General features: G+C 66.1%; 25 protein-coding genes. 11 read left to right on the top strand and 14 right to left on the bottom strand.

The features are described 5' to 3' along the window. Positions 1-24 precede the first annotated feature (24 nt). Entirely contained in the window at positions 25-1,308 is a 1,284-nt protein-coding gene (locus tag N911_RS0103255) for an NAD(P)/FAD-dependent oxidoreductase (RefSeq protein ID WP_029894296.1), read from the top strand. A 62-nt stretch (positions 1,309-1,370) separates the two neighbouring features. After that, complete coding sequence (locus tag N911_RS0103250; RefSeq protein ID WP_035104283.1) at positions 1,371-2,270, top strand: DMT family transporter; 900 nt, start codon at positions 1,371-1,373, stop codon at positions 2,268-2,270. Positions 2,271-2,369: 99 nt separating this feature from the next. Here the strand turns inward: N911_RS0103250 and N911_RS0103245 are convergent, their stop codons facing one another. Continuing rightward, on the bottom strand, positions 2,370-3,257 hold the full coding sequence (locus N911_RS0103245; RefSeq protein ID WP_029894292.1) for a flagellin N-terminal helical domain-containing protein: 888 nt from the start codon (positions 3,255-3,257) through the stop codon (positions 2,370-2,372). A 560-nt stretch (positions 3,258-3,817) separates the two neighbouring features. On the opposite strand from N911_RS0103245, the gene N911_RS0103240 reads away from it, so the two are divergent. Then, on the top strand, positions 3,818-4,912 hold the full coding sequence (locus tag N911_RS0103240) for a peptidoglycan DD-metalloendopeptidase family protein (RefSeq protein WP_051693876.1): 1,095 nt from the start codon (positions 3,818-3,820) through the stop codon (positions 4,910-4,912). A 21-nt stretch (positions 4,913-4,933) separates the two neighbouring features. Here the strand turns inward: N911_RS0103240 and N911_RS0103235 are convergent, their stop codons facing one another. The 3 genes from N911_RS0103235 to N911_RS0103225 form a co-directional block, all read right to left on the bottom strand. Then, positions 4,934-6,280, bottom strand: coding sequence for a WG repeat-containing protein (locus tag N911_RS0103235; RefSeq protein ID WP_029894288.1), 1,347 nt, complete (start codon positions 6,278-6,280; stop codon positions 4,934-4,936). Positions 6,281-6,445: 165 nt separating this feature from the next. Next, the gene (locus N911_RS18585; RefSeq protein WP_138774320.1) at positions 6,446-6,694 is read right to left on the bottom strand and encodes a hypothetical protein; all 249 of its coding nucleotides are present in this window, start codon (positions 6,692-6,694) and stop codon (positions 6,446-6,448) included. A gap of 121 nt (positions 6,695-6,815) precedes the next feature. Then, complete coding sequence (locus N911_RS0103225; RefSeq protein ID WP_029894286.1) at positions 6,816-7,058, bottom strand: hypothetical protein; 243 nt, start codon at positions 7,056-7,058, stop codon at positions 6,816-6,818. A 133-nt stretch (positions 7,059-7,191) separates the two neighbouring features. Here N911_RS0103225 and N911_RS0103220 point away from each other — a divergent pair, with 133 nt between their 5' ends. Together N911_RS0103220 and N911_RS0103215 are read left to right on the top strand one after the other, a co-directional pair. Next, positions 7,192-8,724 (top strand): ASKHA domain-containing protein, encoded by a 1,533-nt coding sequence (locus N911_RS0103220; protein WP_029894285.1) that lies wholly within the window; start codon positions 7,192-7,194, stop codon positions 8,722-8,724. Beyond that, positions 8,711-9,823: a small ribosomal subunit Rsm22 family protein gene (locus tag N911_RS0103215; RefSeq protein WP_051693874.1), complete on the top strand. Its 1,113-nt coding sequence runs from the start codon at positions 8,711-8,713 to the stop codon at positions 9,821-9,823. The genes N911_RS0103220 and N911_RS0103215 overlap by 14 nt, the downstream gene beginning before the upstream one ends. Before the next feature lie 30 nt (positions 9,824-9,853). Here the strand turns inward: N911_RS0103215 and N911_RS0103210 are convergent, their stop codons facing one another. Together N911_RS0103210 and N911_RS0103205 are read right to left on the bottom strand one after the other, a co-directional pair. Next, entirely contained in the window at positions 9,854-10,621 is a 768-nt protein-coding gene (locus N911_RS0103210; RefSeq protein WP_029894283.1) for an exodeoxyribonuclease III, read from the bottom strand. Further along, the gene (locus N911_RS0103205; RefSeq protein WP_029894281.1) at positions 10,618-11,280 is read right to left on the bottom strand and encodes a metallophosphoesterase family protein; all 663 of its coding nucleotides are present in this window, start codon (positions 11,278-11,280) and stop codon (positions 10,618-10,620) included. The genes N911_RS0103210 and N911_RS0103205 overlap by 4 nt, the downstream gene beginning before the upstream one ends. Before the next feature lie 121 nt (positions 11,281-11,401). Between N911_RS0103205 and N911_RS0103200 the strand changes: the two genes are divergently transcribed. From N911_RS0103200 to N911_RS0103175, 6 genes are all read left to right on the top strand, one after another. Next, positions 11,402-11,992 (top strand): 5-formyltetrahydrofolate cyclo-ligase, encoded by a 591-nt coding sequence (locus tag N911_RS0103200; RefSeq protein WP_029894279.1) that lies wholly within the window; start codon positions 11,402-11,404, stop codon positions 11,990-11,992. 2 nt (positions 11,993-11,994) lie between these two features. After that, the gene (gene pgeF, locus N911_RS0103195; RefSeq protein ID WP_029894277.1) at positions 11,995-12,759 is read left to right on the top strand and encodes a peptidoglycan editing factor PgeF; all 765 of its coding nucleotides are present in this window, start codon (positions 11,995-11,997) and stop codon (positions 12,757-12,759) included. 119 nt (positions 12,760-12,878) lie between these two features. Next, the gene (locus N911_RS16580; protein WP_341860289.1) at positions 12,879-13,160 is read left to right on the top strand and encodes a 4Fe-4S dicluster domain-containing protein; all 282 of its coding nucleotides are present in this window, start codon (positions 12,879-12,881) and stop codon (positions 13,158-13,160) included. Beyond that, on the top strand, positions 13,161-14,309 hold the full coding sequence (locus N911_RS0103185) for a 2-oxoacid:acceptor oxidoreductase subunit alpha (RefSeq protein WP_029894273.1): 1,149 nt from the start codon (positions 13,161-13,163) through the stop codon (positions 14,307-14,309). Positions 14,310-14,312: 3 nt separating this feature from the next. Further along, a complete protein-coding gene (locus N911_RS0103180) occupies positions 14,313-15,167 on the top strand; it encodes a 2-oxoacid:ferredoxin oxidoreductase subunit beta (RefSeq protein ID WP_029894271.1) in 855 nt (284 codons plus the stop codon). After that, positions 15,164-15,781, top strand: a complete 618-nt coding sequence (locus N911_RS0103175) for a 2-oxoacid:acceptor oxidoreductase family protein (RefSeq protein ID WP_029894269.1) — start codon at positions 15,164-15,166, stop codon at positions 15,779-15,781. The genes N911_RS0103180 and N911_RS0103175 overlap by 4 nt, the downstream gene beginning before the upstream one ends. Before the next feature lie 57 nt (positions 15,782-15,838). Here N911_RS0103175 and N911_RS16575 read toward each other — a convergent pair whose 3' ends face one another. The 8 genes from N911_RS16575 to N911_RS0103135 all read right to left on the bottom strand — a co-directional run bounded on the left by N911_RS16575 (position 15,839) and on the right by N911_RS0103135 (position 23,830). Further along, complete coding sequence (locus tag N911_RS16575) at positions 15,839-16,189, bottom strand: phenylpyruvate tautomerase MIF-related protein (protein WP_051693873.1); 351 nt, start codon at positions 16,187-16,189, stop codon at positions 15,839-15,841. A 1-nt stretch (position 16,190) separates the two neighbouring features. Continuing rightward, the gene (locus N911_RS0103165) at positions 16,191-16,553 is read right to left on the bottom strand and encodes a cupin domain-containing protein (RefSeq protein ID WP_029894265.1); all 363 of its coding nucleotides are present in this window, start codon (positions 16,551-16,553) and stop codon (positions 16,191-16,193) included. Position 16,554: 1 nt separating this feature from the next. Continuing rightward, positions 16,555-18,900: a penicillin-binding protein 1A gene (locus N911_RS0103160; RefSeq protein WP_029894263.1), complete on the bottom strand. Its 2,346-nt coding sequence runs from the start codon at positions 18,898-18,900 to the stop codon at positions 16,555-16,557. A 1-nt stretch (position 18,901) separates the two neighbouring features. After that, positions 18,902-19,558, bottom strand: a complete 657-nt coding sequence (locus N911_RS0103155) for a zinc/iron-chelating domain-containing protein (protein ID WP_237559881.1) — start codon at positions 19,556-19,558, stop codon at positions 18,902-18,904. 349 nt (positions 19,559-19,907) lie between these two features. Continuing rightward, on the bottom strand, positions 19,908-21,458 hold the full coding sequence (locus tag N911_RS0103150; protein WP_029894257.1) for an ArnT family glycosyltransferase: 1,551 nt from the start codon (positions 21,456-21,458) through the stop codon (positions 19,908-19,910). Between the two features lies 1 nt (position 21,459). Beyond that, positions 21,460-22,365, bottom strand: coding sequence for a DMT family transporter (locus N911_RS0103145; RefSeq protein ID WP_029894255.1), 906 nt, complete (start codon positions 22,363-22,365; stop codon positions 21,460-21,462). A 12-nt stretch (positions 22,366-22,377) separates the two neighbouring features. Beyond that, complete coding sequence (locus N911_RS0103140; protein WP_272913345.1) at positions 22,378-22,779, bottom strand: C-GCAxxG-C-C family protein; 402 nt, start codon at positions 22,777-22,779, stop codon at positions 22,378-22,380. A gap of 70 nt (positions 22,780-22,849) precedes the next feature. After that, on the bottom strand, positions 22,850-23,830 hold the full coding sequence (locus N911_RS0103135; protein ID WP_035104276.1) for a KpsF/GutQ family sugar-phosphate isomerase: 981 nt from the start codon (positions 23,828-23,830) through the stop codon (positions 22,850-22,852). Positions 23,831-23,833 lie beyond the last annotated feature (3 nt).

Here is a 23,833-nt window from a genome sequence, read left to right as displayed (position 1 = left end):
TTTCCACATCGCAGGGAGAAGTCCATGAACTACGTCATAATCGGCAACGGCGTGGCCTCCATCGGGGCCATCGAAGGTATTCGCAAGCAGGACCCCAAGGGCGACATCCTGGTGGTCAGCGACGAAAACAAGGCCACCTACGGCCGCCCCCTCATCACCTATTACTTGGCGGGCAAGGTGGACGAAAAGGCCATGCCCCTGCGCCCGGACTCCTTCTACGAAGAGAACAGCGTGCGGGTGGAGTTGGGATGCGAGGTGGCATCCATTGATCGCCAGGCCAAGACCGTGACCACCGCCTGCGGCCGCGGCTTCCCCTACGACAAGCTGTTGCTGGCCACGGGCGGAGCGCCCATGCGGCCGGAACTGCCCGGCCTGGACGCGGGCAACGTGCTTTCCTTCACCACCTGGGCCGATGCCGACGTCCTGCGCGAGGTGGTCAAGACCGCCCGCAAGTACGTGGTTGTGGGCGCGGGGCTCATCGCGGTCAAGGCCGCCGAGGCCCTGGTCACGCTGGGCCTGGACACCACCCTAGTGGTCCGATCCCGCGTCATGCGCGCCTACTTCGACGAGGAGGCCGGGGCCGTCGTGCGCGCCCACCTGGAAGCCAAGGGGCTCAAATTTTTCGACGGCGCCACACCGGAGAAAATCCTGCCGGACGAATCCGGCAACGCCCGGGCCGTGCGCATCAACAAGGGCGAAATCCCGGCGGACTGCGTTATTCTGGCCATGGGCGTCTCGCCGAGGACAGACTTGGCCAGCGATGCCGGACTGAAAGTGGCCAAGGGCATCCTTTGCGACGACTTCATGCGCACTTCCGACCCGGACATCTTCGCAGCGGGCGACGTGGCCCAGGCCCGGGACATGCAGAGCGGCCAGGAGGAAGTCTCGCCCATCTGGCCCAGCGCCTACAACCAGGGCATCAACGCCGGTATCAACATGGCCGGGGCCGAGGACTCCTACCCCGGCGGGCTGACCATGAACTCCATCACCCTCTTTGGCCTGCCCACCATTTCCGTGGGCCTGACCGACCCGCGCGGGGAGGACGGCTGCGAGGTCCACGTCCACAAGGACGAGGAGGCCGAGGTCTACCGCAAGCTGATATTCAAGGATGGCAAACTGGTCGGCTGCGCCCTCATCGGCGACATCACCGGCGCGGGCGTCTACACCTCCTTTATCCACAACGAGTTGGAACTGGACGAGGAAACCAAGCTGGAACTGCTCTCCGGGACGCCATCCCCGCTATACTGGCCCAAGGACTTTTTCGCCCGAACCGTTACCCACAAGGAAAGCTCCATCCCGGACATGTAGCGTCCCAGGCCGACGAACAAGGAGACAACGCGCCGGCCTTTGGGCCGGCGTTTTTTTTCGCCATGCAAAAAACCCTCACCGCCACCTTCCCTCTGCTCGCGGCCGTCCTCTTGTGGGGCAGTTCCTTCATCGCGCTGAAGACAGCCATGGATGCCTTTCACCCCATGGTTGTCATCCTTGCCAGGCTTGTCATCGCCTCGGCGGTCTTTCTGCTGCTGTGGCCGCGCATCCGCCCTCCCAAAATCGAGCGCCGCGACGTCCCGGCCATCCTGGGTATGGCCCTGTTCGAACCCTGCCTGTATTTCATCTTCGAGGGATACGCCATCTCCTACACCACCGCATCCCAGGCTGGCATGATCACCGCCATCCTGCCGCTGCTTGTGGCGGTGGCCGCGCGGTTCGTGCTGGGAGAGCGGACGTCCCCCCGCACCTTGTTCGGCTTCGCCCTGTCCATCTCCGGCGTTGTCTGGCTCTCGGCTGCGGCGGTGGATACGGAGCACGCTCCCAACCCCGCCCTGGGAAATCTGCTGGAGTTCGCGGCCATGTGTTGCGCCACCGGCTACGTCATTTCAGCCAAGAAGCTGACGGCCAAGTACAATTCCTGGTTCCTCACCGCTGTACAGGCCTTCGCGGGCGCGGTTTTCTTCACTCCTTTCCTGGCTCTGCCGGGTGTGCCTGTGCCCCAGGTTTTCCCTGCCATTCCCACGGCGTGCCTCTTCTACCTGGGCGTGGTGGTCTCCATCGGGGCCTACGGGCTTTACAACCTCGGCGTCAGCCGCGTTACGGCCAACCAGTCATCGGTCTTTATCAACCTCATCCCCGTAACGGCCGTGGTGCTTGGCTGGCTGCTTCTGGGGGAGACCTTCACCGGACAGCAAATGCTGGCCTCGGTCCTCGTCTTTGCCGGCGTTTTCCTCAGCCAGGATTCGAGCAGACGCAAGCGCGAACGCATCGTGAAGTAAACCAATCCGCGACTTCCTCACGGATGGCGAGAATCCACAAAAAAGGCCCCCCGTCTCCGGGGGGCCTTGCCATGTGCGGCCTGTGTGCGGCTGCCGGAGTTAGCCGAGCAGCTGGGTGGCCATACGCGGCAGGCTGTTGGCCTGGGACAGCATGGCGGTGGCGGACTGGGACAGGATCTGCTGGCGAACGAACTCGGTCATCTCGGTGGCCACGTCCACGTCGGAGATGCGCGATTCGGAAGCCTGCAGGTTCTCGGCCTGCACCTGGAGGTTGGTGATGGTGTTCTCCAGGCGGTTCTGCAGGGAACCGAGGTTGGCGCGGATCTTGTCCTTGGAGATGATGGCGTCGTTGAGGGCGTTCAGCGAGGCCTGGGCCAGCTCCTGGGTGGAGATGGAGGCGCCCGCGGCGTCCGGACCAGCCCCGATGCCCACGCCCAGGGCGGAAGCGGTGGAGTCGCCGATGCGCACGTAGTAGTAGTCCTCGGCCGAGTCGTTGCCCGCGCCGAAGTGGACCTTCATTTCGCCCGAAGAAACCAGCCCGGCGCCGGTGAAGTCGCCGGAGAGGTTGCCGTTGAGCAGGTGGATGCCGTTGAAGTCGGTGGCGCTGGCGATACGGGTGATTTCCGAGGCCATGGCCTGGTACTCGGAGTCGATGATCAGCCGCTGGTCCGAGTTGTAGGTGCCGGTGGAGGCCTGGGTGGCCAGTTCCTTCATGCGGATGAGCTTTTCGTCGATGATCTGCAGCGCGCCGTCCGCGGTCTGGATCATGGAGACAGCGTCCTGGGCGTTGCGCACGCCCTGGTTGAGCGAGGCGATGTCCGCGCGCATGAGCTCGCGAATGGCCAGCCCGGCGGCGTCGTCGGATGCGGAGTTGATGCGCAGGCCGGAGGAGAGGCGCTCCACCGAGGTGCCCAGGTTGCTGTACGAGGTCTGCAGGTTGCGGGCCGCGTTCTGGGCCATGAGGTTGTGGTTGATGACCAGTGACATGTGTTCCTCCTTGAATCGGGTTGCGGCGCGTTTCCCTACGCGCCATTGCGGTCCACCTGTCCTTGTGGACCGGGTTTCCTCGTACCCCTTCCATCGGCCGTTTCGGAAAACCCTTTAGGGAGAAAAACCGGCGAGGCGTATTTTTTTCGGGAACGCCGCATGGACAGCGGCGGCCACATGGTGTAGCGCTCTTGCAGACTGTTTCCACACGCAAGACCAAACCGCTGGAAAAGCATCAATACACCATGCGCCTGCGACGCAATGCATACGTGAACTACGGAAAGGGCAATCGGGGGTCTGTCACTCGTGCCGCCTTCCGTATTTTCCTGATTACCGCCTGCCTCTGCGGCGGTTTCTTCCTTGTAAGCCAGTTCCTTCCATCCACATCCGCCACGACGGACACGAACCAGGCGGACGCCACGGGCTCGTTGCGCAACGCAACAGCGAACCAGCATGCGTGGACCGAATCACAGGACCAGACATCCGAAAAGACCAACTTGTCCACCAAGCGACAGGAACCCCGGCACCCCGCGCCTCCTCCCGTACAAGTCACCGAAGACGTGGTCAGGTCCGGCGACACGGCCACGAAACTGCTCGGTGAATGGTTCGGCCAGGCCGAGCTCATCCAATTGGCCGACAAATGCGACGATGTCTTTTCCCTGCGCCGCATCAGCGCCGGGCACGACTACCGCATCGAATGCGCGGGCGAATCGTTCCGCAAGTTCCAGTACGATATCGACGCGGACGAACGACTGGTCATCGAAAAAGTGGACGGGGAGACCAAGGTCAGCCGCGAGCCCATCCCCTACGATGTCAACACGGTGGTTCTGCGCGGGACCATCAAGCAGAGCCTCTTCCAGACCGTCTCCACCATGGACGAGCAGCCGGGCCTGGCCTTCCTGCTGTCCGACATGTTCGCCTGGGACATCGACTTCGTGCGCGACATTCGCCCGGACGACCAGTTTTCCGTCATCGTGGAGAAACGCTACCTGGAGGGTGAGTTCACCGGCTACGGGAGGGTGGTGGCCGCGGCCTTCACCAGCCAGGGGCACACCCACTACGGATTCCGCTTCGAGGAGGAGGACGGACGGGAGAGCTTCTTCGACACCCAAGGAAAATCCCTGCGCAAGGCCTTCCTCAAGGCCCCGCTGCACTTCTCCCGCATCAGTTCCGGCTTCACCTGGCGCAGGCTGCACCCCATCAAGAAAGTCTACCGCGCCCACCCGGCCATCGACTACGCCGCCCCGCGCGGTACGCCGGTCAAAGCCGTGGGCGACGGCACCGTCTCCTACGCGGGCTACGACAACGCCGCGGGCAATATGGTCAAAATACGCCACGGCAGCGTCTACAAGACCTACTACCTGCACCTCAAGGGATTCGCGCGGGGCATCCGCAAAGGAGCGAAAGTGCGCCAGGGGGAGGTCATCGGCTACGTCGGCTCCACCGGCCTCTCCACCGGCCCCCACCTGGACTTCCGCATGAAGAAGTACGGCAAGTACATCAACCCCGCCAACGTGACCACGCCTTCCGCCACCGAGGTGGACGCGGAGCGCATGGACGAATTCAAGGCCATGGTTGATCAGTTGCGGCCGGTGCTGGACGCGGAAAGCGGTCTGCAGGCGGCCAAGGACTCCGGCTCCATCCCGACCATCTGACCTCCAGTCCCCGCCCGGGCTTCATGCCCGGACCCGTTCCCCGTCCTCCGGCAAGGCGTAAAGACACTCCCCGGCGGTGTCGATGTAGCAGCGCCTGCCCGCGTCGCGTACCAGGGCCACGCCTCTGCGAAAATCCTCGGCGTTTTCCAGCGAGGGCGGTATGACCTCCCGCCCGGTGGAATCGATGAAGCCGTACAGCCCCTGGCGACGAATTCGGGCCAGCCCGTTGGAAAAGGAATGCGCCTCTCTCCAGGCCGGTTCCACGACCCACTCCCCCTGGCGGTCGACGAACCCGAACAGTTCCCCTTCCCTGGCCGGGGCCAGCCCCTCGGAAAACGGGCCCGCCTGGGGAAATCGCGGTTCGATGAGCCATTCCCCCGAGAGGTCGATGAAACCGTACATTCCGTCCACGGAGACCAGGGCCGCGCCGTCGGAGAAAGGCTCGGCAGAGTCGAAGGAGGGCTGGATGATAAGCTTGCCGTTGGGCGATACATAGCCGTAACGGCCGCCCCAGGCCACCGGGGCCAGGGCTTCGGAGAAATCCTTTCCGCACTCGTTGGGGGGCAGCCTGTCGGTGTCGCCGAGCAGGCTGACGTAGGCGCAGCGGCCGTCTGCCAACACCGGGGCCACGCCCTCGCGGAACCGCCCGGCGTAGTCGAAGCGCGGCTCGATGACCATATTTCCCTGGCGGTCGATGTAGCCATACAGCCCGTCCTTGAGCACCGCGGCCAACCCCTGGCTGAACCCCCTGGCGTCCTCGAAAGCGGGTTGGATGACCAGAGCGCCCGAGCGGTCGATATACCCGTAGCCGCCTCCCAGCATCACCGGAGCGAGCCCGGAGGAAAAGGAGCCCGCGTCCTCGAAGCGCGGCGGTACACCCCACTCCCCGCCGTGGTCGATGAAGCCGAACTCGCCGTCAATGGACACCACGGCCAGCCCCTCGTAAAAGGGCTCGGCGTAATCGAAACGCGGCTCGATGCGGAGTTCCCCCGAAGGCGAAATGAATCCGTAGCGCTCGCCTTCCAATTCCACCGGGGTCAGCCCGGGTTCGGCTCCGGGCGGAAGCTCGCCCAATCCCGAGGTCCCGGTGGCGTTCGAGGCGGTGACGATTTCGGCGTCCACAATCTCCTCGTCGTCCCGGGCGGCATCCCGGCGTTGGCGGTCCTGCTGATGGAAGTGCTGCACCAGTTTGCGGGAGCGGTCCACCACGGTGCCTCCCCCGCCGTGCTGGTGCCGGAACCGCTGCAAAAGCGCGGTCAGCGCCCGCCCCATGAAGTCGGAGACGCTCAGCAGATAGAAAATGGCGGCCAGGGCAACCAGCGCCACAACAACCAGGATGACGAGGTTGCCCATAAAGATCGTGTTCACTTGCGCTCCCGCGGGGTGGACGTGCCTTTCCCCACAAGTATGGGGCGGGGGGAATGGTTGTCAATTTCCGCCGGTCCCGGGAGGGATGCGCGGGGAAGGGTCGCGAACGAGCGGAGCGTGGGACGCGGCAATCTGCCCCGCTGCCTGTCCAAAACTTTGAAATATCTAGAAATACTTGCGGTAGGGCACCATCCAGCAGACGCAGGCCACGATCCAGACAACGCTCCCGAACACGGTCAGCATGTCGCCGCTGCGCAACCCCGCAATAACGAAAATGACTCCGGAGGCGCAAAATCCCAACAGGGCGAGCAGTTCAAGCTTCCAATCCTTGGCGTACTTGCCGGGGGCCTCGTTGACGCCTTCCCGCTCCGCTCTCTCGCGGGCCTTCAACCCGCTCTTTCGCGTAATGAACATTCCACACCCTTCACGTCGTTGGCCGCCGAAATGACGGCGCCTCTCGGGCATGCCACGTTTCGCCGGACGGATACAATAAAAAAGGCCCCTTTCGGGGCCTGGAGCGATGCCTGGCCGCTTCCTAGCAGGTAGGGCACCAGGAAAGCAGGTTGAACGCCTTGTAATCGTTCTTTGGATCCTCGGCGTAGCGAGTGCCCAGGTTGGAGTCGTCCCGTTTCCCGGCGATCTCGTCCGGGGAGCCCTTGAAGTAGGAGCACTCGTTGTTGTTGCACACCAGGATGATTCCCCACCAGGTCTCCGGCGGAGCTTCCCACTCGCACAGCTTATCCCCGCAATGGGGGCAGAACCTTTCTTCGAATTCCATGTCGAACTCCCGTTGAAGTACGTTTTTGTTCCCCCTTCCTCTAAGGTTCCGGCAGCGATCGTCAACCCCCCGCGAACACAGAGAACACCCCCGGCTTGCAAAAAAGCCGTCCGGGCCGCATCATGCCGCATCCATGGTCGAGACACTCCGCATCCACCTGCCCGGCGGCCGCCTTCTGGACCTGCAGCCATCCCCGGAAACCAGCCTGACGCAGGCCCTGTTCCTGGCCGGGGTGCGCCCCGGAGGCGGCATCTGCGGCGGGTTGGGCCGATGCGGCCGCTGCCGGGCCCGCTTCCTCGCCGCCCCGCCTGAACCCGTCGGAGACGAACGGGACATCCTCTCCCAAGCGGAATTGGACCGGGGAGTGCGCCTGGCCTGCCGCCACCCCGCCGGAGCGGGCGAGGTGGAGATGCTGAACGATTTCACCACCGCGCCACCGAAATTGCGCCCCCTGCCCGAACCGGCCGACGCCCTGGCCGTGGACCTGGGCACCACCTCCCTCTGCTGGAGCGCCCTGGCCGGGAGCCGCGTGCTGGCCGAGGGAAGCGAGCCCAACCCGCAACTCGGCGCGGGCGGGGAGGTCATGTCCCGCCTGGCCCTGGCGCGGGCGGGACACGGAGAACGTCTGGCCTCGCGGGTGATGGAGCGGCTGGCGGCTCTCCACGAGGCTGTCGGAGGAGAGTCGAAACTGCTGGTGCTGGCTGCCAACCCGGCCATGACCTATCTGGCCCTGGGACTGGACCCCGTTCCCCTGGCCGAGGCCCCCTACCACCTGGTTTATTCCGGCGGCGAGACTGTGGAGGTTGGCCACGGCCTGCCTCCAGTCCTCATCCCGCCTCTGCCCGGCCCGTTCATCGGCTCCGACGCCCTGGCTGGTTTGCTGCACCTGGAAGAGGCCCAACGCCCCGAGCGGCCCTACCTGTTGCTGGACATGGGCACCAACGGCGAGTTCCTGCTCATGCTGGAGGACGGCTCCGTCCTGGCGGCCAGCGTCCCTTTGGGCCCGGCCCTGGAAGGCGTTGGGCTGTCCAGGGGCATGCTGGCCGGGCCGGGAGCGGTGACACGAGTGCGGGTGGACCCGGGGGGCGCGGCCACTGTGCGCGGCGGCCCGGCGGGCATCCGGCCGGAGGTGCTGGATGGCGGCGAGCCGTCGGGACTGTCCGGCACCGGCTACCTCTCTTTGCTGGCCGAACTGCGGCGGCAGGGCGCGGTGGACTCCACCGGCCGCTTCACTCCGAACGCCTCGCCCCTGGCCGCCAGGCTGGTGGCGGAGGACCACGCGCCGGTCGGCGGTCTGCGGATTCCTGCGGCGGACGTGGAGGAACTGCTGAAAGTTCGCGCCGCCTGCCGCCTGGCCTTGGACGACCTGCTGAAGGCGGCGGACCTGCATCCCCGCGGCCTGCGAGGCGTACACTTGGCCGGAGCCCTGGGCGAACACGTCCAGCCCGGCGACCTGGTCGAGTTGGGCTTCATTCCACGGGACGCATCGGGCGACTTCCAAGCCGTGGGCAACGCCGCCCTGCGCGGGGCGGAGTTGCTGGCCTGCGACCCGTCCGCCCTGGACCGCGCCCGAAAACTGGCCTCGACACTGCGCGTGGTGGAAGGCATTTCCCACGCGGATTACGAAAAACGTTTCATGGAGGCCATGCGCTTTGCCCATTGGTAAGCCCCCGTTCCCCCCGCTACCCGAGGAATCCTGGCGGACCCTCTGCGCCTACGACAAAGTCATCCAGCGCGGCGCTCCCCTGCCGCCGCGCCACCGGGGCGGCCTGCCCCGGCATGTGCGGGACCTCTCCCGCGCCCTGACCAGCCAGCGAGGTAAGAGCTTCGCCACGGACTACATGGGCCGCCCGGCGGAACTGGCCGCCTACGTCCACTATTTCCTGCCCTGGAACCTCATCCGGCTGGGACGGCTCTTCGGCGGACTGGACCTGAACCTGGAGGAGGGTTCCACCATTCTGGACCTGGGTGCGGGACCGCTGACCGCTGTCCAGGCCATGTGGCTGGCCCGGCCGGACCTGCGCGGCAAAAGGCTGCGCTGGCTGTGCCTGGACCGGGCTGGCAAGAGCCTTAAGACCGGAGCCGACCTGTTCCGAGCCCTGGCCGGGGACACGCCCTGGAAAATCGAGACGGTGCAGGCCCCCTTCGCCCGGCCGCCACGTGTCAAGGCGAACCTGGTCATGGCCGCCAACACCCTCAACGAACTCACGCGCCAAAAGGGCGGCAAGGCGGCTTCTCCCGTGGAGCAGGCGGTGCAGTCGTTGCGGCGCCCCCTGGCCAAAGGGGGAAGGCTGCTGCTCGTCGAGCCGGGCACGCGGCAGGCGGTGCAGGGGTTGACCTCCCTGCGGACGGCGCTCATCGAATCCGGGCTGTACCCCTCATCGCCCTGCCCCCACACGGTGGAATGCCCCATGCCCGGCGAGCACGGCAAACCCTGGTGCCACTTCACCTTCACCCAGAACCCGCCGCCTTTTCTGGCCTCGCTGGGCAAGGCCGCCGGCCTGGGCAAGGAGGAGGCCGCCCTGAGCTACCTCTTCCTCGGCGAAGAGGTTCCCGAGCGCACGGATCTGGCGCGGGTGGTCTCCCAGTCCATTTCCACCACGTCCGGGCAGGCGAGGTACGCCTGCACCGAACGGGGACTGACGCTTGTACGCCTGGGCCGGACAGACGCCCCCTCGGGCAGCCTCATCCGGGTCCACTGGCCGTCCGGCGGGCACAAGGATCCCAAGTCCGGGGCCCTGCTGGCCGACCCGGTCTCGGACTAGGACGGTGGCCCCCCATATGCCTATGGCCGGCTAGAGGTCCAGCTTCAGGCCGATGGGGCAGTGGTCCGAGCCGTGGACGTCGTTCTCGATCCAGCAGTCGAGAACCTTGTCCCGCAGCTCCCCGGGCACGTAAAAGGCGTCGATGCGCCAGCCCGCGTTGCGTTCGCGCGCCTTGAAACGGTAGTCCCACCACGTGTACCAGCCGCCCTCGTCCGGGTGGAACAGGCGGAAAGCGTCATGCCAGCCCGCCTCCGCCAGCCGGTCCAGCCAGGCCCGTTCGATGTCCATGAAGCCGGACTTGTCGCGGTTGCGGTCCGGGTTCTTGAGGTCGATGTCCTGGTGGGCGGTGTTGATGTCCCCACAAATGACCACCGGCTTGTCACGGCGCAACTCCGTGGCCAGGGCGAGGAAGGCCTCGTAGTAGTCCAGCTTGAATCGCAGTCGCTCGTCGCTCATGCCGCCGTTGGGAAAGTAGCAGGCCAGCAGGTGGAAGGCCGGGAACTCCAGCCGGATGAGCCTCCCCTCGCCCTGGAACTGGGGGGCGGGCGAGCCGATGTGCGCCTCGGCCGCGCCCGGGTGCAGGAAACAGGCGGTGCCTGAGTAGCCCTTCTTCACCCTGGCGGGATTCCAGACCACCTCCCAGCCTTCCGGCGGCTGGTGGTCGCCGTCGAGCTGGTCCGGCGTGGCCTTGATCTCCTGCAAGCAGACCACGTCCCCCGCCCGGTAGGCGAACCAGTCCCAGAACCCCTTGCGCACGCAGGCCCGGAAGCCGTTGACGTTCCACGAATGGATGATCACGACGCGATCCGCCTGAGCTGGATGTCCACCTTGCCACCCTCCACGGTGATGAGGGCATAGCCGCCCGAGCCCAGCATGCCGGGATTGACCAGCCTGGTCTCGTACAGCGTGTCCTCGGCCACGGACTCATGGATGTGGCCGGTGAGGCAGGCCGCGGGCTTGCGGTTGCGGATGAACTCCCGCACGGCCGGGCTTCCCACGTGCGCGCCGCCGCCCACTTGGTCGCAGGCCGTGTCTTTGGGCGGGGTATGGCTGACCAGCAGGAAGGACGGGTACCGGGCCACCTGCTGGTAGGCCTCCTCCAGCCACTTGCCCAGGGTGTCGTCCGGCACCTCGCTGGGGGTGTCGAAGGGAGTTGGCGAGGAGAAGCCCACGCCCATGACGCCCACGCCCGGGGCAAGCTCCATGCCCTTGCGGTGCAGGTCCACCCTCGCCTCCTCCAAGTAGGCCGAGGCGGCGGTGGTGTCCATGTTGCCGATCTGGGCCAGCACACGCGGGGTGTGCCGCTTGATGGTTTCCAGAATGGCTTCGGCCTCCTTGCGCCCGCCGTGGTTGCTCAGGTCGCCGCTGACGATGACCCCTTCCGCGGTGGCCAGTTCCGGTATCCGCTCCAGGTTGCCCGGATGGCCGTGGATGTCGCCTATGCCTATGAAATGCATGTCCCTCTCCTTGTTTGGCCGCGCCCGCGCGGGCGCTTTCCAGTGGATAGCACAAGCCGCCGCGTTGCCAAACCCCGGCCGCCTTTGACCGATTGGAAGAAGCTGATAGAATCGCTTGCCTATGGCACTGGAACAACCGGACAAAGACATTCTTCGCCGGGAGATGCTGGAGCGCCGCGACGGCCTGCCCCCGGGGCGCGCGGACGACCTCTCGGATGAAATCCAGGCCCGGGCCATGCGGCTGGGCGCCTTTCGGGAGGCGGCCGAGGCGCTGTTGTACATGGCCGTGCGCGGCGAGGTGCGCACCCTGGCCCTGGTGGAGGAGTTATGGCGGCAACAGCGGCGGGTTCTCCTGCCCCGTTGCCGCCCGGACGACCCAGGCGAACTGGATCTGGCCTGCGCCTCCTGCTTCGAAGAGATCACGCCCGGCCGCTTCTCCATTCCCGAGCCAGACCCCGAGGCCTGCCGCGCCCTGGAGGACGCCTCTCCGGCGGTGACCTTCATCCCCGGAGTGGCCTTCGGCCGCGACGGCTCCCGGCTGGGCATGGGCGGGGGCTACTACGACCGCCTTCTGGTCCGGCCCGGCATGGCCCGGACCCTGCGCGTGGGACTGGCCTACGGCTTCCAGGTGGTGGACTCGCTGCCCAGGGAGGAGTGGGACCAGCCCGTGCACCTGATCATCACCGAATCGGAAACCATCGAGGTGGGATAGTCATGAAGTTCATCACCCGCCCCCTGGCCCTGCCCTTCGCCTTCCCCTTTGTGGAGGGAGTGCGCTGCGTGTTCGGCACCCGGCTGGGCGGCTTCAGCGCCGACCCGTACGACAAGGCCAACATCTCCCTGGACGTGGGCGACGACCCCGAGCGTGTCCTGGCCAACCGCCGCGACCTGCAACAAACCCTGGACTTCACCGACTGGGTGGAACTGAAGCAGGTGCACGGCGTGGACATGCTCTTCGACCCTCCGGGCGGCGAGATGGAGGAAGCCGGGCACATCGAGGCCGACGGGCTGGCCACGGCCGAACCCGGGCAGGCCCTTGTCATCAAGACCGCCGACTGCCAGCCGGTGATGCTGGCTCACAAGGACGGCCGCCACGTGGCCGCCCTGCACGTTGGCTGGCGGGGCAACGCCCAGAACTTCCCGGCCGTGGGCGTGGAATCCTTCTGCACCCACTACGGGCTGGACCCGGCCGACCTGGTGGCCGTGCGCGGCCCCTCCCTGGGCCCGGACGCGGCCTTTTTCGACGACTTCGAGAGCGCCTTTTCCGATGAGGCGCGCCCCTTCTACAGCCCCGAAACGCAAACCGTTGACCTGTGGCGCATGACCAGGGCCCAGTTGCGGGAGGCGGGTGTGCGGCCGGAAAACATCCACGGCCTGGACCTGTGCACCCATTCCCTGCCGGAGATGTTCTTCTCCTACCGCCGGGAAAAGACCTGCGGCCGCATGGGCAGCTTCATCTGGATCAGCCGGGGTGATTAGTCTCCGCCATCCACATTCCCCGGGCAGGGATTCTGTTGCCTTTGCGTTACGTCTTGGCTAGGCTTCCAACCCCAACGCCGGACCACCGCCCGAAGGCCCCTGGCCGACGGCGAAACCAAATGGACGCCATGACCGCCAAGAAACAGACCAAGGGACAGACCGTCCACCACATCTACCCCGACTGGTGCAAAGGGTGCGGCATCTGCCTGGCTTTCTGCCCGCAGCAGGTGCTGGAACTCTCCGAAGAGGGCAAGGCCCGCGTGGCCAAGCCCGAGGAATGCGTCAACTGCGGCTTCTGCGAACGGCACTGCCCGGACTTCGCCATCGTGGTCAAGCCGGCCGGCCGCCGCAAGCGGCTTGTGGAGCAGCTCGAGGAAGAGCAGCTCGAGGAGGAAAGCTAGATGACCGCACCCCAGGACACCCAGCGATCCCTCTTCGCCCTGGGCAATGAGGCCGTGGTTGAAGGCGCGCTCATCGCGGGCTGCAGCTTCTACGCCGGCTATCCCATCACCCCCTCCTCGGAGATCATGGAGTGCATGGCCTCCCGCATACCCGCCACCCGCGACGGGGTATTCATCCAGATGGAGGACGAAATCGCCTCCATGGGGGCCATCGTCGGCGCCTCCCTGGCCGGGCGCAAGGCCATGACCGCCACCTCCGGGCCGGGTTTTTCCCTGATGCAGGAAAACCTGGGTCTGGCCTGCATGGCCGAGACGCCGCTGGTGGTGGTCAACGTCATGCGCGGCGGCCCCTCCACCGGCCTACCCACCTGCCCGGCCCAGGGCGATGTGCAGCAGGCCCGCTGGGGCACCCACGGCGACCACCCCATCATCGTCCTCTCCGCCTCCGACGTGCCCGAGTGCCTGGAAATGACCGTCACCGCCTTCAACTTCGCAGAGAAGTACCGCACCCCGGTCATCCTCCTGCTGGACGAGATCACCGCCCACACCCGCGAGCGCATCGACATCCCGCCCACGGGCTCCTTCCAGATTTTCAACCGCGGCCTGCCCTCCATGCCGCCGGAGTGGTACAAGCCCTACGAGGACACCATGCGCGGGGTCTCGCCCATGCCGCCCATCGGCTCGGGCTACCGCCAGCATGTCACCGGGCTGACCCACGACCTCATGGGCTTTCCCACCCAGAAGCCCGCCGAGGTCAACGCCCTCATGGAGCGGCTGTTCCGCAAGATCGACCAGTTCTTCCCCGACATCATGCTGGTGGACGAGCACCGCACCGAGGATGCCGAGATCGGCGTCATCGCCTACGGCTCGGTGGCACGCGCCGCCAAGCTGGCCGTGGACCAGGCCCGCGAGCAGGGCTATAAGGCGGGGCTGCTCACCCTCAAGACGCTCTTCCCCTTCCCCAAGCCGCATGTGGACAAGCTGGCGCGCCGCTGCTCCAAGCTCATCGTGCCAGAGATGAACATGGGGCAGATGTCGCGCGAGGTGAAGCGGGTGGCCTCCTGCCAGACCTCGGTGCGGACCATCAACCGCGTGGACGGGCAGATCATCACCCCCTCGCAGATACAGAAGGCCATCACCCAGGGGTAATCCATGTCCGACATCACCGAACTCATCCACCACTATCTCCGCCACTCCAAGAAGTTCCCGCACGTCTTCTGCCCCGGCTGCGGCCACGGCATCGTGCTGGGCTCCCTCATCCGCTCCATCCACGCCCTGGACCTCTCCAAGGACGAGGTCTGCATCGTGGCGGGCATCGGCTGCTCCGGACGCATCGCCGCCTACGTGGACTTCAACACCGTGCACACCACCCACGGCCGCGCCCTGACCGTGGCCACCGGCATCAAGATGGCCAATCCCAAGCTCAAGGTCATCACCATCATGGGCGACGGCGACGCCTTCTCCATCGGCGGCAACCACCTCATTCACTCCGCCCGCCGCAACATCGGCGTCACGGCCCTGGTGCTCAACAACAACATCTACGGCATGACCGGCGGGCAGTGCTCCTCCACCACGCCCATGGGGGCCACCACCCAGACCTCCCCCTTCGGGCAGATGGAGAAGTCCTTCGACCTGGTGGAACTGGCCTCCGCGGCCGGGGCCAACGGCGTCTACCGGGGCACCGTCTTCCAGGTGACCATGCTGGACAAGCTGCTGCGCACGGCCATCTCGCGGCCCGGCTTCAACCTGGTGGAGGCCATGACCCCCTGCCACACTCAGTACGGCCGCAAGAACCGCTTCAAGTCGCCGGTGGACATGTACCGCTGGCTCAAGGAGAACGCCGTCACCCTTGGCAAGTGGAAAAAACTCTCCGCTGCCGACCGGGAAGATAAGTTCCCCATCGGCACTTTTGTGGAGAACGACACTCCGGGTCTTGAGGAGATGTACGGCGAACTGCGCGCCAAGCTGTGCCAAGAGAACGGGGAAACCCAGGGAGAGTCCTCGTGACAAGCGACCAGAAGAAGATCGACCGCTTCGAGATCCGGCTTTCCGGAACCGGCGGGCAAGGCATCCTGACCCTGGGCCGCATCCTGGGCCACGGGCTGGCCCTGGGCCACGGCTACTACGTCACCCAGACCCAGAGCTACGGCCCGGAGGCGCGCGGCGGGGCCTCTCGCTGCGACCTGGTGGTCAGCTCCAACCCCATCAGCTACCCCAAGACCGAAAGCCTGGACCTGCTGGTGGCCCTGTCCCAGGAGGCCTGCTACGCCTACTACCGCTACCTGAAGACGGGCGGCGTGCTTGTGCTGGACACCGGACTGGTTGCCCAGCCCCCCTCCAACGTCTATGTGGGGCTGCCCTTCACGGAACTCACCCGCGAGCACATCAAGGTGCCCCAGGCCATGAACGTGGTGGTTCTGGGCGCGCTGACCCACATGCTGCCCTGGGCCGAGCCAGAGACCATGCGGTGGGCCCTGCGCGAGAATCTTCCGGCCAAGATCATCGACCTCAACCTGGAAGCCTTTGATCTGGGCTTTTACGAGGCCCAAAAAAACTTCAGCGAGTCGCCAACGGAGTGGGCCGGAAAACCGCCTCCGAGCAAGGAATCCTCCCTGGCCTGAGCCGCTTCGCCTCGGGCCGCCCGGTACGCAGCGGGCGGCCCGAGGCGAGAAACTCCGTCAGCCCGCCAGGGTGGTGCCCCTGGCACCCACGTAACCACGCCGCAAATCCTTGAACTCCACATAGATTCTGTCCCGAGAGGTTTCGCAGGCCTCGCCCACGAAGTCGCACAGCTTGGCGCTCAGTTCCGGGCAGTCCTCTTCCGCCAGCCCAACCGACTTGAACTCCACAAAGGCGCAAGGCTCCATGGAGCCACCGAAGCTCATGGAGTCCTCGCAGCGCACTCGGACCATAACCGAGGACTCGGGCTTGCCCAGCCACTCGGCGCAGCGGCTGGAAAGACCCAGGGCGAAATCCTCCCGGGCGGTCCGGTCCATGGGAAAGGTGGTTTCCACGAGCACGATGGGCATGTCAGTCCTCCAGCAGGGTATCTTGGTGGTCGTAGGCCGGCGAGCAGCAGCACAGTACGGCCAGTTCCTCGGAATGGGGATTCTCCAGGCCGTGCCGCACGCCGGGGGAAATGCAGACCGTGTCGCCGGGCGCGATGTCGAACCGCTCCCCGCCCAGCAGCATCACCCCGCGGCCCCGGATGACGTGGTAAAACTCTTCGCTCTTGGGATGGCGGTGCACAGCCGTTTTCACGCCGGGCGGCACCACGGCCTCGGCCAGGCTATGGTTGGCCGGTCCCTCATGGCGCGCGGGATGCATTAACTCGCGCACCTCGGAGCCGTCCTTGGTGATGAAGGGGTCGGCGTCGCCGCGTCTGGTGCGCATTCTAGAACACCTGTTTGAGCAGATCCTCGCCCTTGGACTTGGCGCTCTCCATGGAGGAGCCGCCCGTGGAGACCTCGGTGGGCTCGGTGCCCGACTTGAAGGGCAGGAAGAACTGCTCCTGGGTTTGTGTCCCGGCCAAGAGGCCGTTTTCGGCGTCGATGCGGACCATGGTCACGCCGTCGGGCTGAGGGAAGTCCCTGGGCTCGTAGTCGCCCTCGATTTTCAGACGGTAATCCGCCCAGATGGAGGAAGCCGCCCGGGAGCCGGTCTCCCACTTGCCCATGGGCCGGTGGTCGTCGAAGCCCACGTAAACCCCGGAGAGCAGGTAGGGCGTGTAGCCCATGAACCAGGCGTCCCGCTCCTCGTTGGTAGTGCCGGTCTTGCCCGCCACCGGGCGCTTGAGCTGCTTGGCGCGCCAGCCTGTACCGTACTTCACCACGTCCTGCATGAGGGAGGCCATGATGTAGGCTGTCTGGGGGCTGATGGCCTCCTCGACCTCCTTCTCGCTGGTGTAAAGTTCCTCTCCCCAGGCGCTCTTCACTTCCAGCACGGCCCTGGGCTTCACGTAGGTGCCGCCCCGAGCGAAGGTGGTGTAGGCCTGGGAGAGATTGAGCAGCGTGACCTCTGAGGAGCCGAGGGCCACGGAGAGGTTGTGCTTGAAGTCGGACTCCAGCCCCAGGGTCTTGGCGCGCTTGATGATGGTGTCGATGCCCAACTTCTGGGCCACCCGGATGGTCACCAGGTTGCGCGACTTGACCAGGGCCGTACGCAGGAGCGTGGGGCCGTGGAAGACTTCCTCGAAGTTCTCCGGCTTCCAGGTCTCGTCCGTTTCGTAGTCCGTGTAGACGATGGGCGCGTCAAGCAGGATGGAGGCGGGGGTGAAGCCGTTGTCCAGGGCGGCGGAATAGACGATGGGCTTGAAGGCGGATCCGGGCTGGCGCTCGGCCTGGGTGGCCCGGTTGAACTGCGACTCGGCGAAGCTGTAGCCGCCCACCAGGGCCAGAATCTTGCCGCTCCCTGGCTCCACGGAGACCAGCGCGCCCTGCACCTCGGGTTTCTGCTGGATGTCCAGCTTCCAGAGGCCGCCCTCCTCCTCGGGCGGAGCGACCACCTCGGCCCAGATCACGTCGCCGGGCTCGACCACCTTGCGGGCGTCCTTGATGGCCGGGACCTCGTCGGTGGCCTTGTCCAGGTTGGGTTCGCGGCACCAGTGCATGCTCTCCACGGAGATGGCCGCCGTGGCGTTGCCGAAATCGGCTTTTGCCCCGGACTTGTCCACGCTTGTTACCAGAACTTGCAGCCAGTCCCCCTTCTCGGGCAACTCATCCGGAGCCTTCTCCCCGGTGAGGAAGTCGCCGTACCCCTCGGGCTCGAGATGGTCGATCGGCCCCTTCCAGCCCCGGCGGTGGGTCGAAGCCACCAGGCCGTCGCGCAGTGATTCCTCTGCCGCCTTCTGGTGCTCCAGGTCGCAGGCCACGGTCACGCGCAGGCCGCCCTCGTACACCGTGTCCTCGCCGAAGCGGTCGATGAGCCAGCGGCGTACTTCCTCGAGATAATACGCGCCGTCGCCCCAGGAGGGGTCGGGCATGCTGTCGAGGACGATTTCCTCGGCCTGGGCCTCATTGTACTGCTCCTGGCTGATCCAGCCCTTGTCCAGCATCTGCCCCAGCACGTAGTCCTGCCGCCGCTTGGCCGCGTCCCAGTGGCGGTAAGGGTTGTAGCGGCTGGGCAACTGGGGCAGGCCCGCCAGCATGGCGGACTGGGCCAGGCTCAACTCCTCCACGTGGGTGCCGAAGTAGATGCGGGCCGCGGCTTCCACGCCGTAGGCCCCGGCTCCCAGGTAGATTTGGTTGAGGTAGATGGTCAGGATGTCGTCCTTGCTCAGAAAGCGTTCCAGCCGGTAGGCCAGGATGGCCTCCTTGAGCTTGCGCTTGTAGCTACGCTCCGGCGTGAGCAGCAGCCGCTTGATGACCTGCTGGGTGATGGTGGAGCCGCCCTGCTTGATCTCGCCCGCGGCCATGTTGCGCATGGCCGCCCGGAAGATGGCCTGCAGGTCCACGCCCTCGTGCTCGTAGAAGGCCGCGTCCTCGGCCGCCAGAAAGGCCTTGGGCAGGTATTCGGGAATCTGATCCAGAGTGACCAGCCAGCGCTTTTCGCGGTAGAAGTGGCCCAGGACCTCGTCCTCCTCGGTACGCACGGTGGTCACAAGCGGCGGCTTGTAGTCCTCGATGCGCTTGATGTTGGGCAGGTCCTGCGAGGCCCAGAAGTACAGGCCAACGGCCGAACCGAGGCCCACCAGGAGCAAAATGGAGAGCGCGATGGCCGCGCCGATGAGAAAGCGTTTCATATCAGTCTTGCTTTAAGCGGATGGTAACGTTTTCCATGCCTTTTTCCGGCGGCAGCCCCCAGGCCATGCGCAGCCTGGAGAAGAGGTCGCGTGCGGTGCGGCGGCTCATGTCCATGCTCCGCAGCAGGGCGGCAGTGCCCCGCGATTCGCTGACCGCGAGGCAGTTGCCGGCCAGCGCCATGGGCGATTCGCCGGAGAACCACAGGGGAAAAAGGCGGCAGTAGTAGGGACGGGCCTCGCGGGGAAGGCGGCAGCCGTGCTCACCCAGCATCTTGCAACTGCCGTCCGGCAGCGTGGCCAGCCGGTAGTGGCTTTTGCGGGGGTGGAAGAGGCGGCGCACCAAGTGTTCCTCGCCGGGAAAAAGCTTGGTCATGAATCCGAGGAAGGCCTCGGTGTTGGGTTCCTGGGTGAACCAGCCCCGCCTGCCCGTGAAGTCGCCGATGCGATCCATCTCGATCCCGGACAGGGGGAAGCACAACTCCTCCTGGCCGGGAGTCAGGTTGCAGCAGGTCCGTCCCATGTCGGCGCACCGGGAGCAGACATGCGGGTCCTGGGCGGTGTTCGCTGGAGTGATGCTCGGGTTTTCCTGCACGGTATCCTTGCCAAAAAAGCCCTTTCCGCCGCCGCCAGGGCGGCGGGTGGAAAGTAAAACGTCCACTAGCCAATGTCCAGGGACGCCATCGGGACGGAAAAAAGCGGCCGGGACGGTCGTCGGCGCATGGGGAGCCGGAAGATTCGCCGGTGGAAGCGCCGGAAGGTGCGGTGGCTCCGAAAAACGCGGAATGCTCGATCTCGACACGGGGTGGTCCCGGCCGCTGGGCACAGCGATAGCCAAATCCCGGAGAAATGAAAAGGGGAGAATCAGACGATTGCGGAATGGGACTCGCCGGGCTTGGCGGAACAAACTCAAATCCGGCCGCCCGCCGTCTCCGCCAAACGGCTCCCCCTGGAGACGAGCGGAGCCATTGGGCAATGGGGAATACCCCCATTGTCCAATGGCTGTAACGTCAGTACTGCCCTTCTTGCTGGGGCCAATGGCCGTTGAAATCGTAGCACAGGAAGATGGTGTACTTTCTGGCCGATTCGCCCTGGAAGGTGCTCTGGAAGTGGATGGGTCCTTCCACGCGATCGAACATCTCGCGCACCCCCTGGTCGGTGTCGCCCTTGAAGTACTTGCGGACGTAGACCGCGTCCCAGCCCACCTTGTCCTGGGGGCCGGCCCAGATGTCGTACTGGTTCATGCGGCGGTCGATCCAGGCGCAGTAGGTCCTGGGCTGGCCTGGCACGTAAAAGGCCAGGGCCGAGGTCATGTCGTACTGCTCGGAGAAGATGAATACCTTGTCCGGGTTCGGGAAGCGGGTCAGGCGCATCTCCTCCACCTCCAGTCCCAGGTCGTCCCAGCCCTTGAGCCGGTGGGCCGGGTTGAGATGGGCGGGCAGGGGCAGAACGGACTGGAAGTGGGCGATCAGAAAGATGGCCAGCCCCAGGGCGGGCCAGACCTTGCGCCAGCGGGACGCGCTGGCGTGGAAGAAGCGGTCGAACAGGAAGCCGGTGAGCATGATGCCCGCCACGTAGCTGACCGCTGACCAGTTAGGCTGGATCTTGGTGTGGAAGCTCCAGAAGATGAAGAATATCCACATGGGCCAGAAAAAGATGGCCAGCAGCCCGGCGCGGTCGCGGTCAGGAAGGAGCCCCTCGCCTCTTCCCGTGGCCTGTTTCAGGGCGCGCCAGCCGCCCCACAGCAGGAAGATGAACCACCACGGTGTCATCAGCCCAACCTGGGAGCCGAAGTAATCCGGGAAGCGGTCCAGGCGGAAGAAACTCTCCTTGTCCACGCCCGCCAGGTGGGAGACGTGGCGGAAGCCCACCCAGTCGTTCTGGGCGTTCCAGATGAGGATGGGCAAAAAGCCGAGCGCGGTTCCCGCGGCCAGGGCCAGCAGACAGGGCTTCCAGAAGCCCTCGGGCAGTCGGCCCCGCCACCACAGCCAGCCGCAGTAGGCCAGGGCCAGCGGGGGGAAGGCCAGCATCATGTACTTGGCCAGAATGCCGAAGGCCACCAGCACGCCCATGCCCAGGAAGGCGGCCTTGCGCCACCGGGCGGAGGTTTCGGGCCTGGTGGCCGCGTCCAGGCAGAAGATGGAGCCCGCCCAGCACAGCACCAGCGGGTTGTCCGTGGTCATGAGGATGCCCGAGGCCATGAACATGGGCGCGGTGTTGGCGATGACCAGGGTCCACACCGCCGTCCGGGGCATGGACCACAATCGCGCCACGCCCAGATAGATGACCGCCTGGGTCAGGCCGGAGCCCACGATGGCCCCGATGCGCACGCCGAGCTCGGTATCGCCGAAGATGGAGGTCCCCAGATGGATGATCCAGGCGATGAGGGGGCCCTTGGAGTAGTAGGACCACTGCAACTGCCGGGTCCAGTCCCAGTACTGGGCCTCGTCCTGCACCAGGTTCAGTTGGCCGGTGGCCACCACCCATAGCTTGGCGGCCACGGAAACCAGGATAATGCAGGCGGCCACTATATCCCAGCGTGTGCGATTGCTCGCGGACATGTCAGATCCTCGCGCGCGTGCGCAGATTTTTTCGGGCGGGCCGGTTGGTCAGCCACACCCCGCCGATGACCATGGCCCCGCCCACCACCAGGGAGAGGGTGATCCGCTCGTCCAGCAGCACCACCCCCAGGACGATGGCCGTCACCGGCACAAGATTGATGAAGACCCCGGCGCGGCCCGCGCCGATGGCCTTGATGCCCTCATAGTACCAGGCGAAGGCCAGTCCCGTGGCCATGACGCCAAGGTAGGCTAGGCAGGCCCACACGGACAGGGGCATGTCAACGGCCAGCGACGGCAGCCCCTGGACCATGGCCGGAATCAGCAACAGGGCGTCGCCGACGAGGCAGGACCAAGCCACGGCGAAGAGCGGGCTCATACCCGCCATGTACTTCTTGCCCAGCAGGGAATAGGCGGTCCAGCAGGCCACGCAGCCGAACAGGAAGAACTCGCCCTCACCCACTCCGCCGCGCAGCAGCACCCCGGGGTCGAACTCCGTGAGTATTGCCCATACCCCGAGCAGGGAGAGGGGGATGCCCGCCAGTCTGGAGATGGTCAACCGCTCTCCCATGAAAATGACGGCCACCAGGGTCATGCAGGCTGGGATGGAGGCGATGATGAGGGCGGCCCGCCCCGCGGCCACGGTCTGCAGGCCGGAAAAGAAAAAGGCGTTGTAGCCGAAAATGCCTGTAAGCCCCAAAAGCACCAGGGGCAGCCACTCCTTGCGGGTGGGCGGAGTGATGCGCCCCTGCACTCTGCCCAGCAGGAACAGCAGGAACACCCCGGCGAAGAGGAAACGCAGGAAAGCGGCGGGAAAGGGAGGCAACTGCGGGGCCACGTAGCGCCCGGCCACCCAGGTGCCTCCCCACAGGAGCATGGAGCCGATGAGTTTGAGGTAGGTCGCGGCCATGGGAGACCCGGCCTAGCCTGTTTGGCCGTCGAGGTCCAGGGGCCAGGCGGCCAGCTGGCTTGCCATGGCGGCGGCCAGGGCAACGAACCGCGCGCAATGGGACTCGCGGTAGCCTCCGGCGGCAAAGGCCGCCCTGCCCTCGTCCGTGGACAGGTCCAGTCCCAGCAACTCAGCGCAGTCGATGGACCCAAAGGCGTCCCGGAAGCCGTCGATCAACTCCTGGGACGGAGCGTAGGCGGCCATGAGGTCGCCGGAGGGCGCGTCGCGGCCGTGGGCCAAGCTCACGGCCAGCACCCCGCCCATGAGCGCGCCGCACGGACCCCGGCTGCGGGAAAGTCCGGAGCAGAAGGCGGTGGCCATGCGGGGGATAAAGGGGCTTCGCCAGGCAAACGCGTCCGCCACGGCCAGGAGCACGCTCTCGGCGCACAGCCACCCCTCCCGCCAATGGCCGAGTGCGGTGGCTCCTGCTGAAGAACCTTCCGGATTAACCGGCAAACTTGAACCGTCCCTTGCCCAGCAGGTCGTGCAGATGGACCATGCCCGCCAGCCCGCCGTCGCCGTCCAGCACGGGCAGCACGGTGATCTGGCGCGACTCCATGAGGTCCATGGCCTGGGCCGCGGACTGCCCAACGCGCAGCACCTTGGGATCGGCGGTCATGGCGTCGTCCACCGGCCGGGCCGGGTCCAGCAGGCCGGAAGAGGCCAGCCGCCGCACATCGCCGTCGCTGAGCACACCCCGCAGCCGCCCGTCCTCGGCCACGGCCACGAACCCCAGGCCGCCGGAGGTCATAACCTCCAGGGCCCTGGTCACGGGCGTGCCGGGAGCGACCACCGGCAGGTTCTCCCGCTGCATGATCTCCTCCACCCGGCAGGCCAGCCTGCGGCCCAGCGCCCCGCCCGGGTGGCAACGCTGAAAGTCCGCCTCGCCGAACTGGCCCCGTTCGATGAGGCAGACGGCCAGGGCGTCGCCCACGGCCAGTTGGGCGGAGGTGGAGGCGGTGGGCGCAAGCCCCAGCGGGCAGGCCTCGCGCTCCACGCCGCAGTCCAGCACCAGGTCGGCCATGGAGGCCAAGGTGGAGCCGTTGCCGCCGGTCATGGCCACCAGATTGGCCCCCAGGCTGCGCAGAGCGGGGAGGATGGCGTTGAGTTCGTCGGTTTCGCCGGAGTTGGAGATGGCCAGCACCACGTCGCCCGGGCGGACCATGCCCAGGTCGCCGTGGGCGCCCTCCACGGGGTGAAGAAAGGTCGCGGGGGTTCCGGTGGAGGAAAAGGTGGCCGCGATCTTGCGCCCCACCAGCCCGGACTTGCCGATGCCCGTGACCACCACGCGGCCAGGGCAGTCGCCCAGCATCTCCACGGCCCGGGCGAAGGACTCGCCCAAACGGTCGCGCACCCGGCGCAACCCGTCGATCTCGATGTCGATGACCTCGCGGCCCAGGGCGGTCCAGTCTCGGCTGCCGTCCACCTT

Origin of the sequence: Desulfohalovibrio reitneri, assembly GCF_000711295.1 — a bacterium.
GTDB lineage: Bacteria > Desulfobacterota > Desulfovibrionia > Desulfovibrionales > Desulfovibrionaceae > Desulfohalovibrio > Desulfohalovibrio reitneri.
The sequence above is the reverse complement of the archived record's forward strand: the minus strand, read 5'-3'. Positions and strand labels throughout refer to the sequence as shown.

Excerpts from the sequence above, each read along its gene's own strand:
- N911_RS0103255 (WP_029894296.1), top strand. The coding sequence starts at position 25 with ATGAACTACGTCATAATCGGCAACGGCGTGGCCTCCATCGGGGCCATC.
- N911_RS0103250 (WP_035104283.1), top strand. The coding sequence starts at position 1,371 with ATGCAAAAAACCCTCACCGCCACCTTCCCTCTGCTCGCGGCCGTCCTC.
- N911_RS0103245 (WP_029894292.1), bottom strand. The coding sequence starts at position 3,257 with ATGTCACTGGTCATCAACCACAACCTCATGGCCCAGAACGCGGCCCGC.
- N911_RS18585 (WP_138774320.1), bottom strand. The coding sequence starts at position 6,694 with ATGTTCATTACGCGAAAGAGCGGGTTGAAGGCCCGCGAGAGAGCGGAG.
- N911_RS0103225 (WP_029894286.1), bottom strand. The coding sequence starts at position 7,058 with ATGGAATTCGAAGAAAGGTTCTGCCCCCATTGCGGGGATAAGCTGTGC.
- N911_RS0103220 (WP_029894285.1), top strand. The coding sequence starts at position 7,192 with ATGGTCGAGACACTCCGCATCCACCTGCCCGGCGGCCGCCTTCTGGAC.
- N911_RS0103205 (WP_029894281.1), bottom strand. The coding sequence starts at position 11,280 with ATGCATTTCATAGGCATAGGCGACATCCACGGCCATCCGGGCAACCTG.
- N911_RS0103200 (WP_029894279.1), top strand. The coding sequence starts at position 11,402 with ATGGCACTGGAACAACCGGACAAAGACATTCTTCGCCGGGAGATGCTG.
- pgeF (WP_029894277.1), top strand. The coding sequence starts at position 11,995 with ATGAAGTTCATCACCCGCCCCCTGGCCCTGCCCTTCGCCTTCCCCTTT.
- N911_RS16580 (WP_341860289.1), top strand. The coding sequence starts at position 12,879 with ATGGACGCCATGACCGCCAAGAAACAGACCAAGGGACAGACCGTCCAC.
- N911_RS0103185 (WP_029894273.1), top strand. The coding sequence starts at position 13,161 with ATGACCGCACCCCAGGACACCCAGCGATCCCTCTTCGCCCTGGGCAAT.
- N911_RS0103180 (WP_029894271.1), top strand. The coding sequence starts at position 14,313 with ATGTCCGACATCACCGAACTCATCCACCACTATCTCCGCCACTCCAAG.
- N911_RS16575 (WP_051693873.1), bottom strand. The coding sequence starts at position 16,189 with ATGCCCATCGTGCTCGTGGAAACCACCTTTCCCATGGACCGGACCGCC.
- N911_RS0103165 (WP_029894265.1), bottom strand. The coding sequence starts at position 16,553 with ATGCGCACCAGACGCGGCGACGCCGACCCCTTCATCACCAAGGACGGC.
- N911_RS0103160 (WP_029894263.1), bottom strand. The coding sequence starts at position 18,900 with ATGAAACGCTTTCTCATCGGCGCGGCCATCGCGCTCTCCATTTTGCTC.
- N911_RS0103150 (WP_029894257.1), bottom strand. The coding sequence starts at position 21,458 with ATGTCCGCGAGCAATCGCACACGCTGGGATATAGTGGCCGCCTGCATT.
- N911_RS0103145 (WP_029894255.1), bottom strand. The coding sequence starts at position 22,365 with ATGGCCGCGACCTACCTCAAACTCATCGGCTCCATGCTCCTGTGGGGA.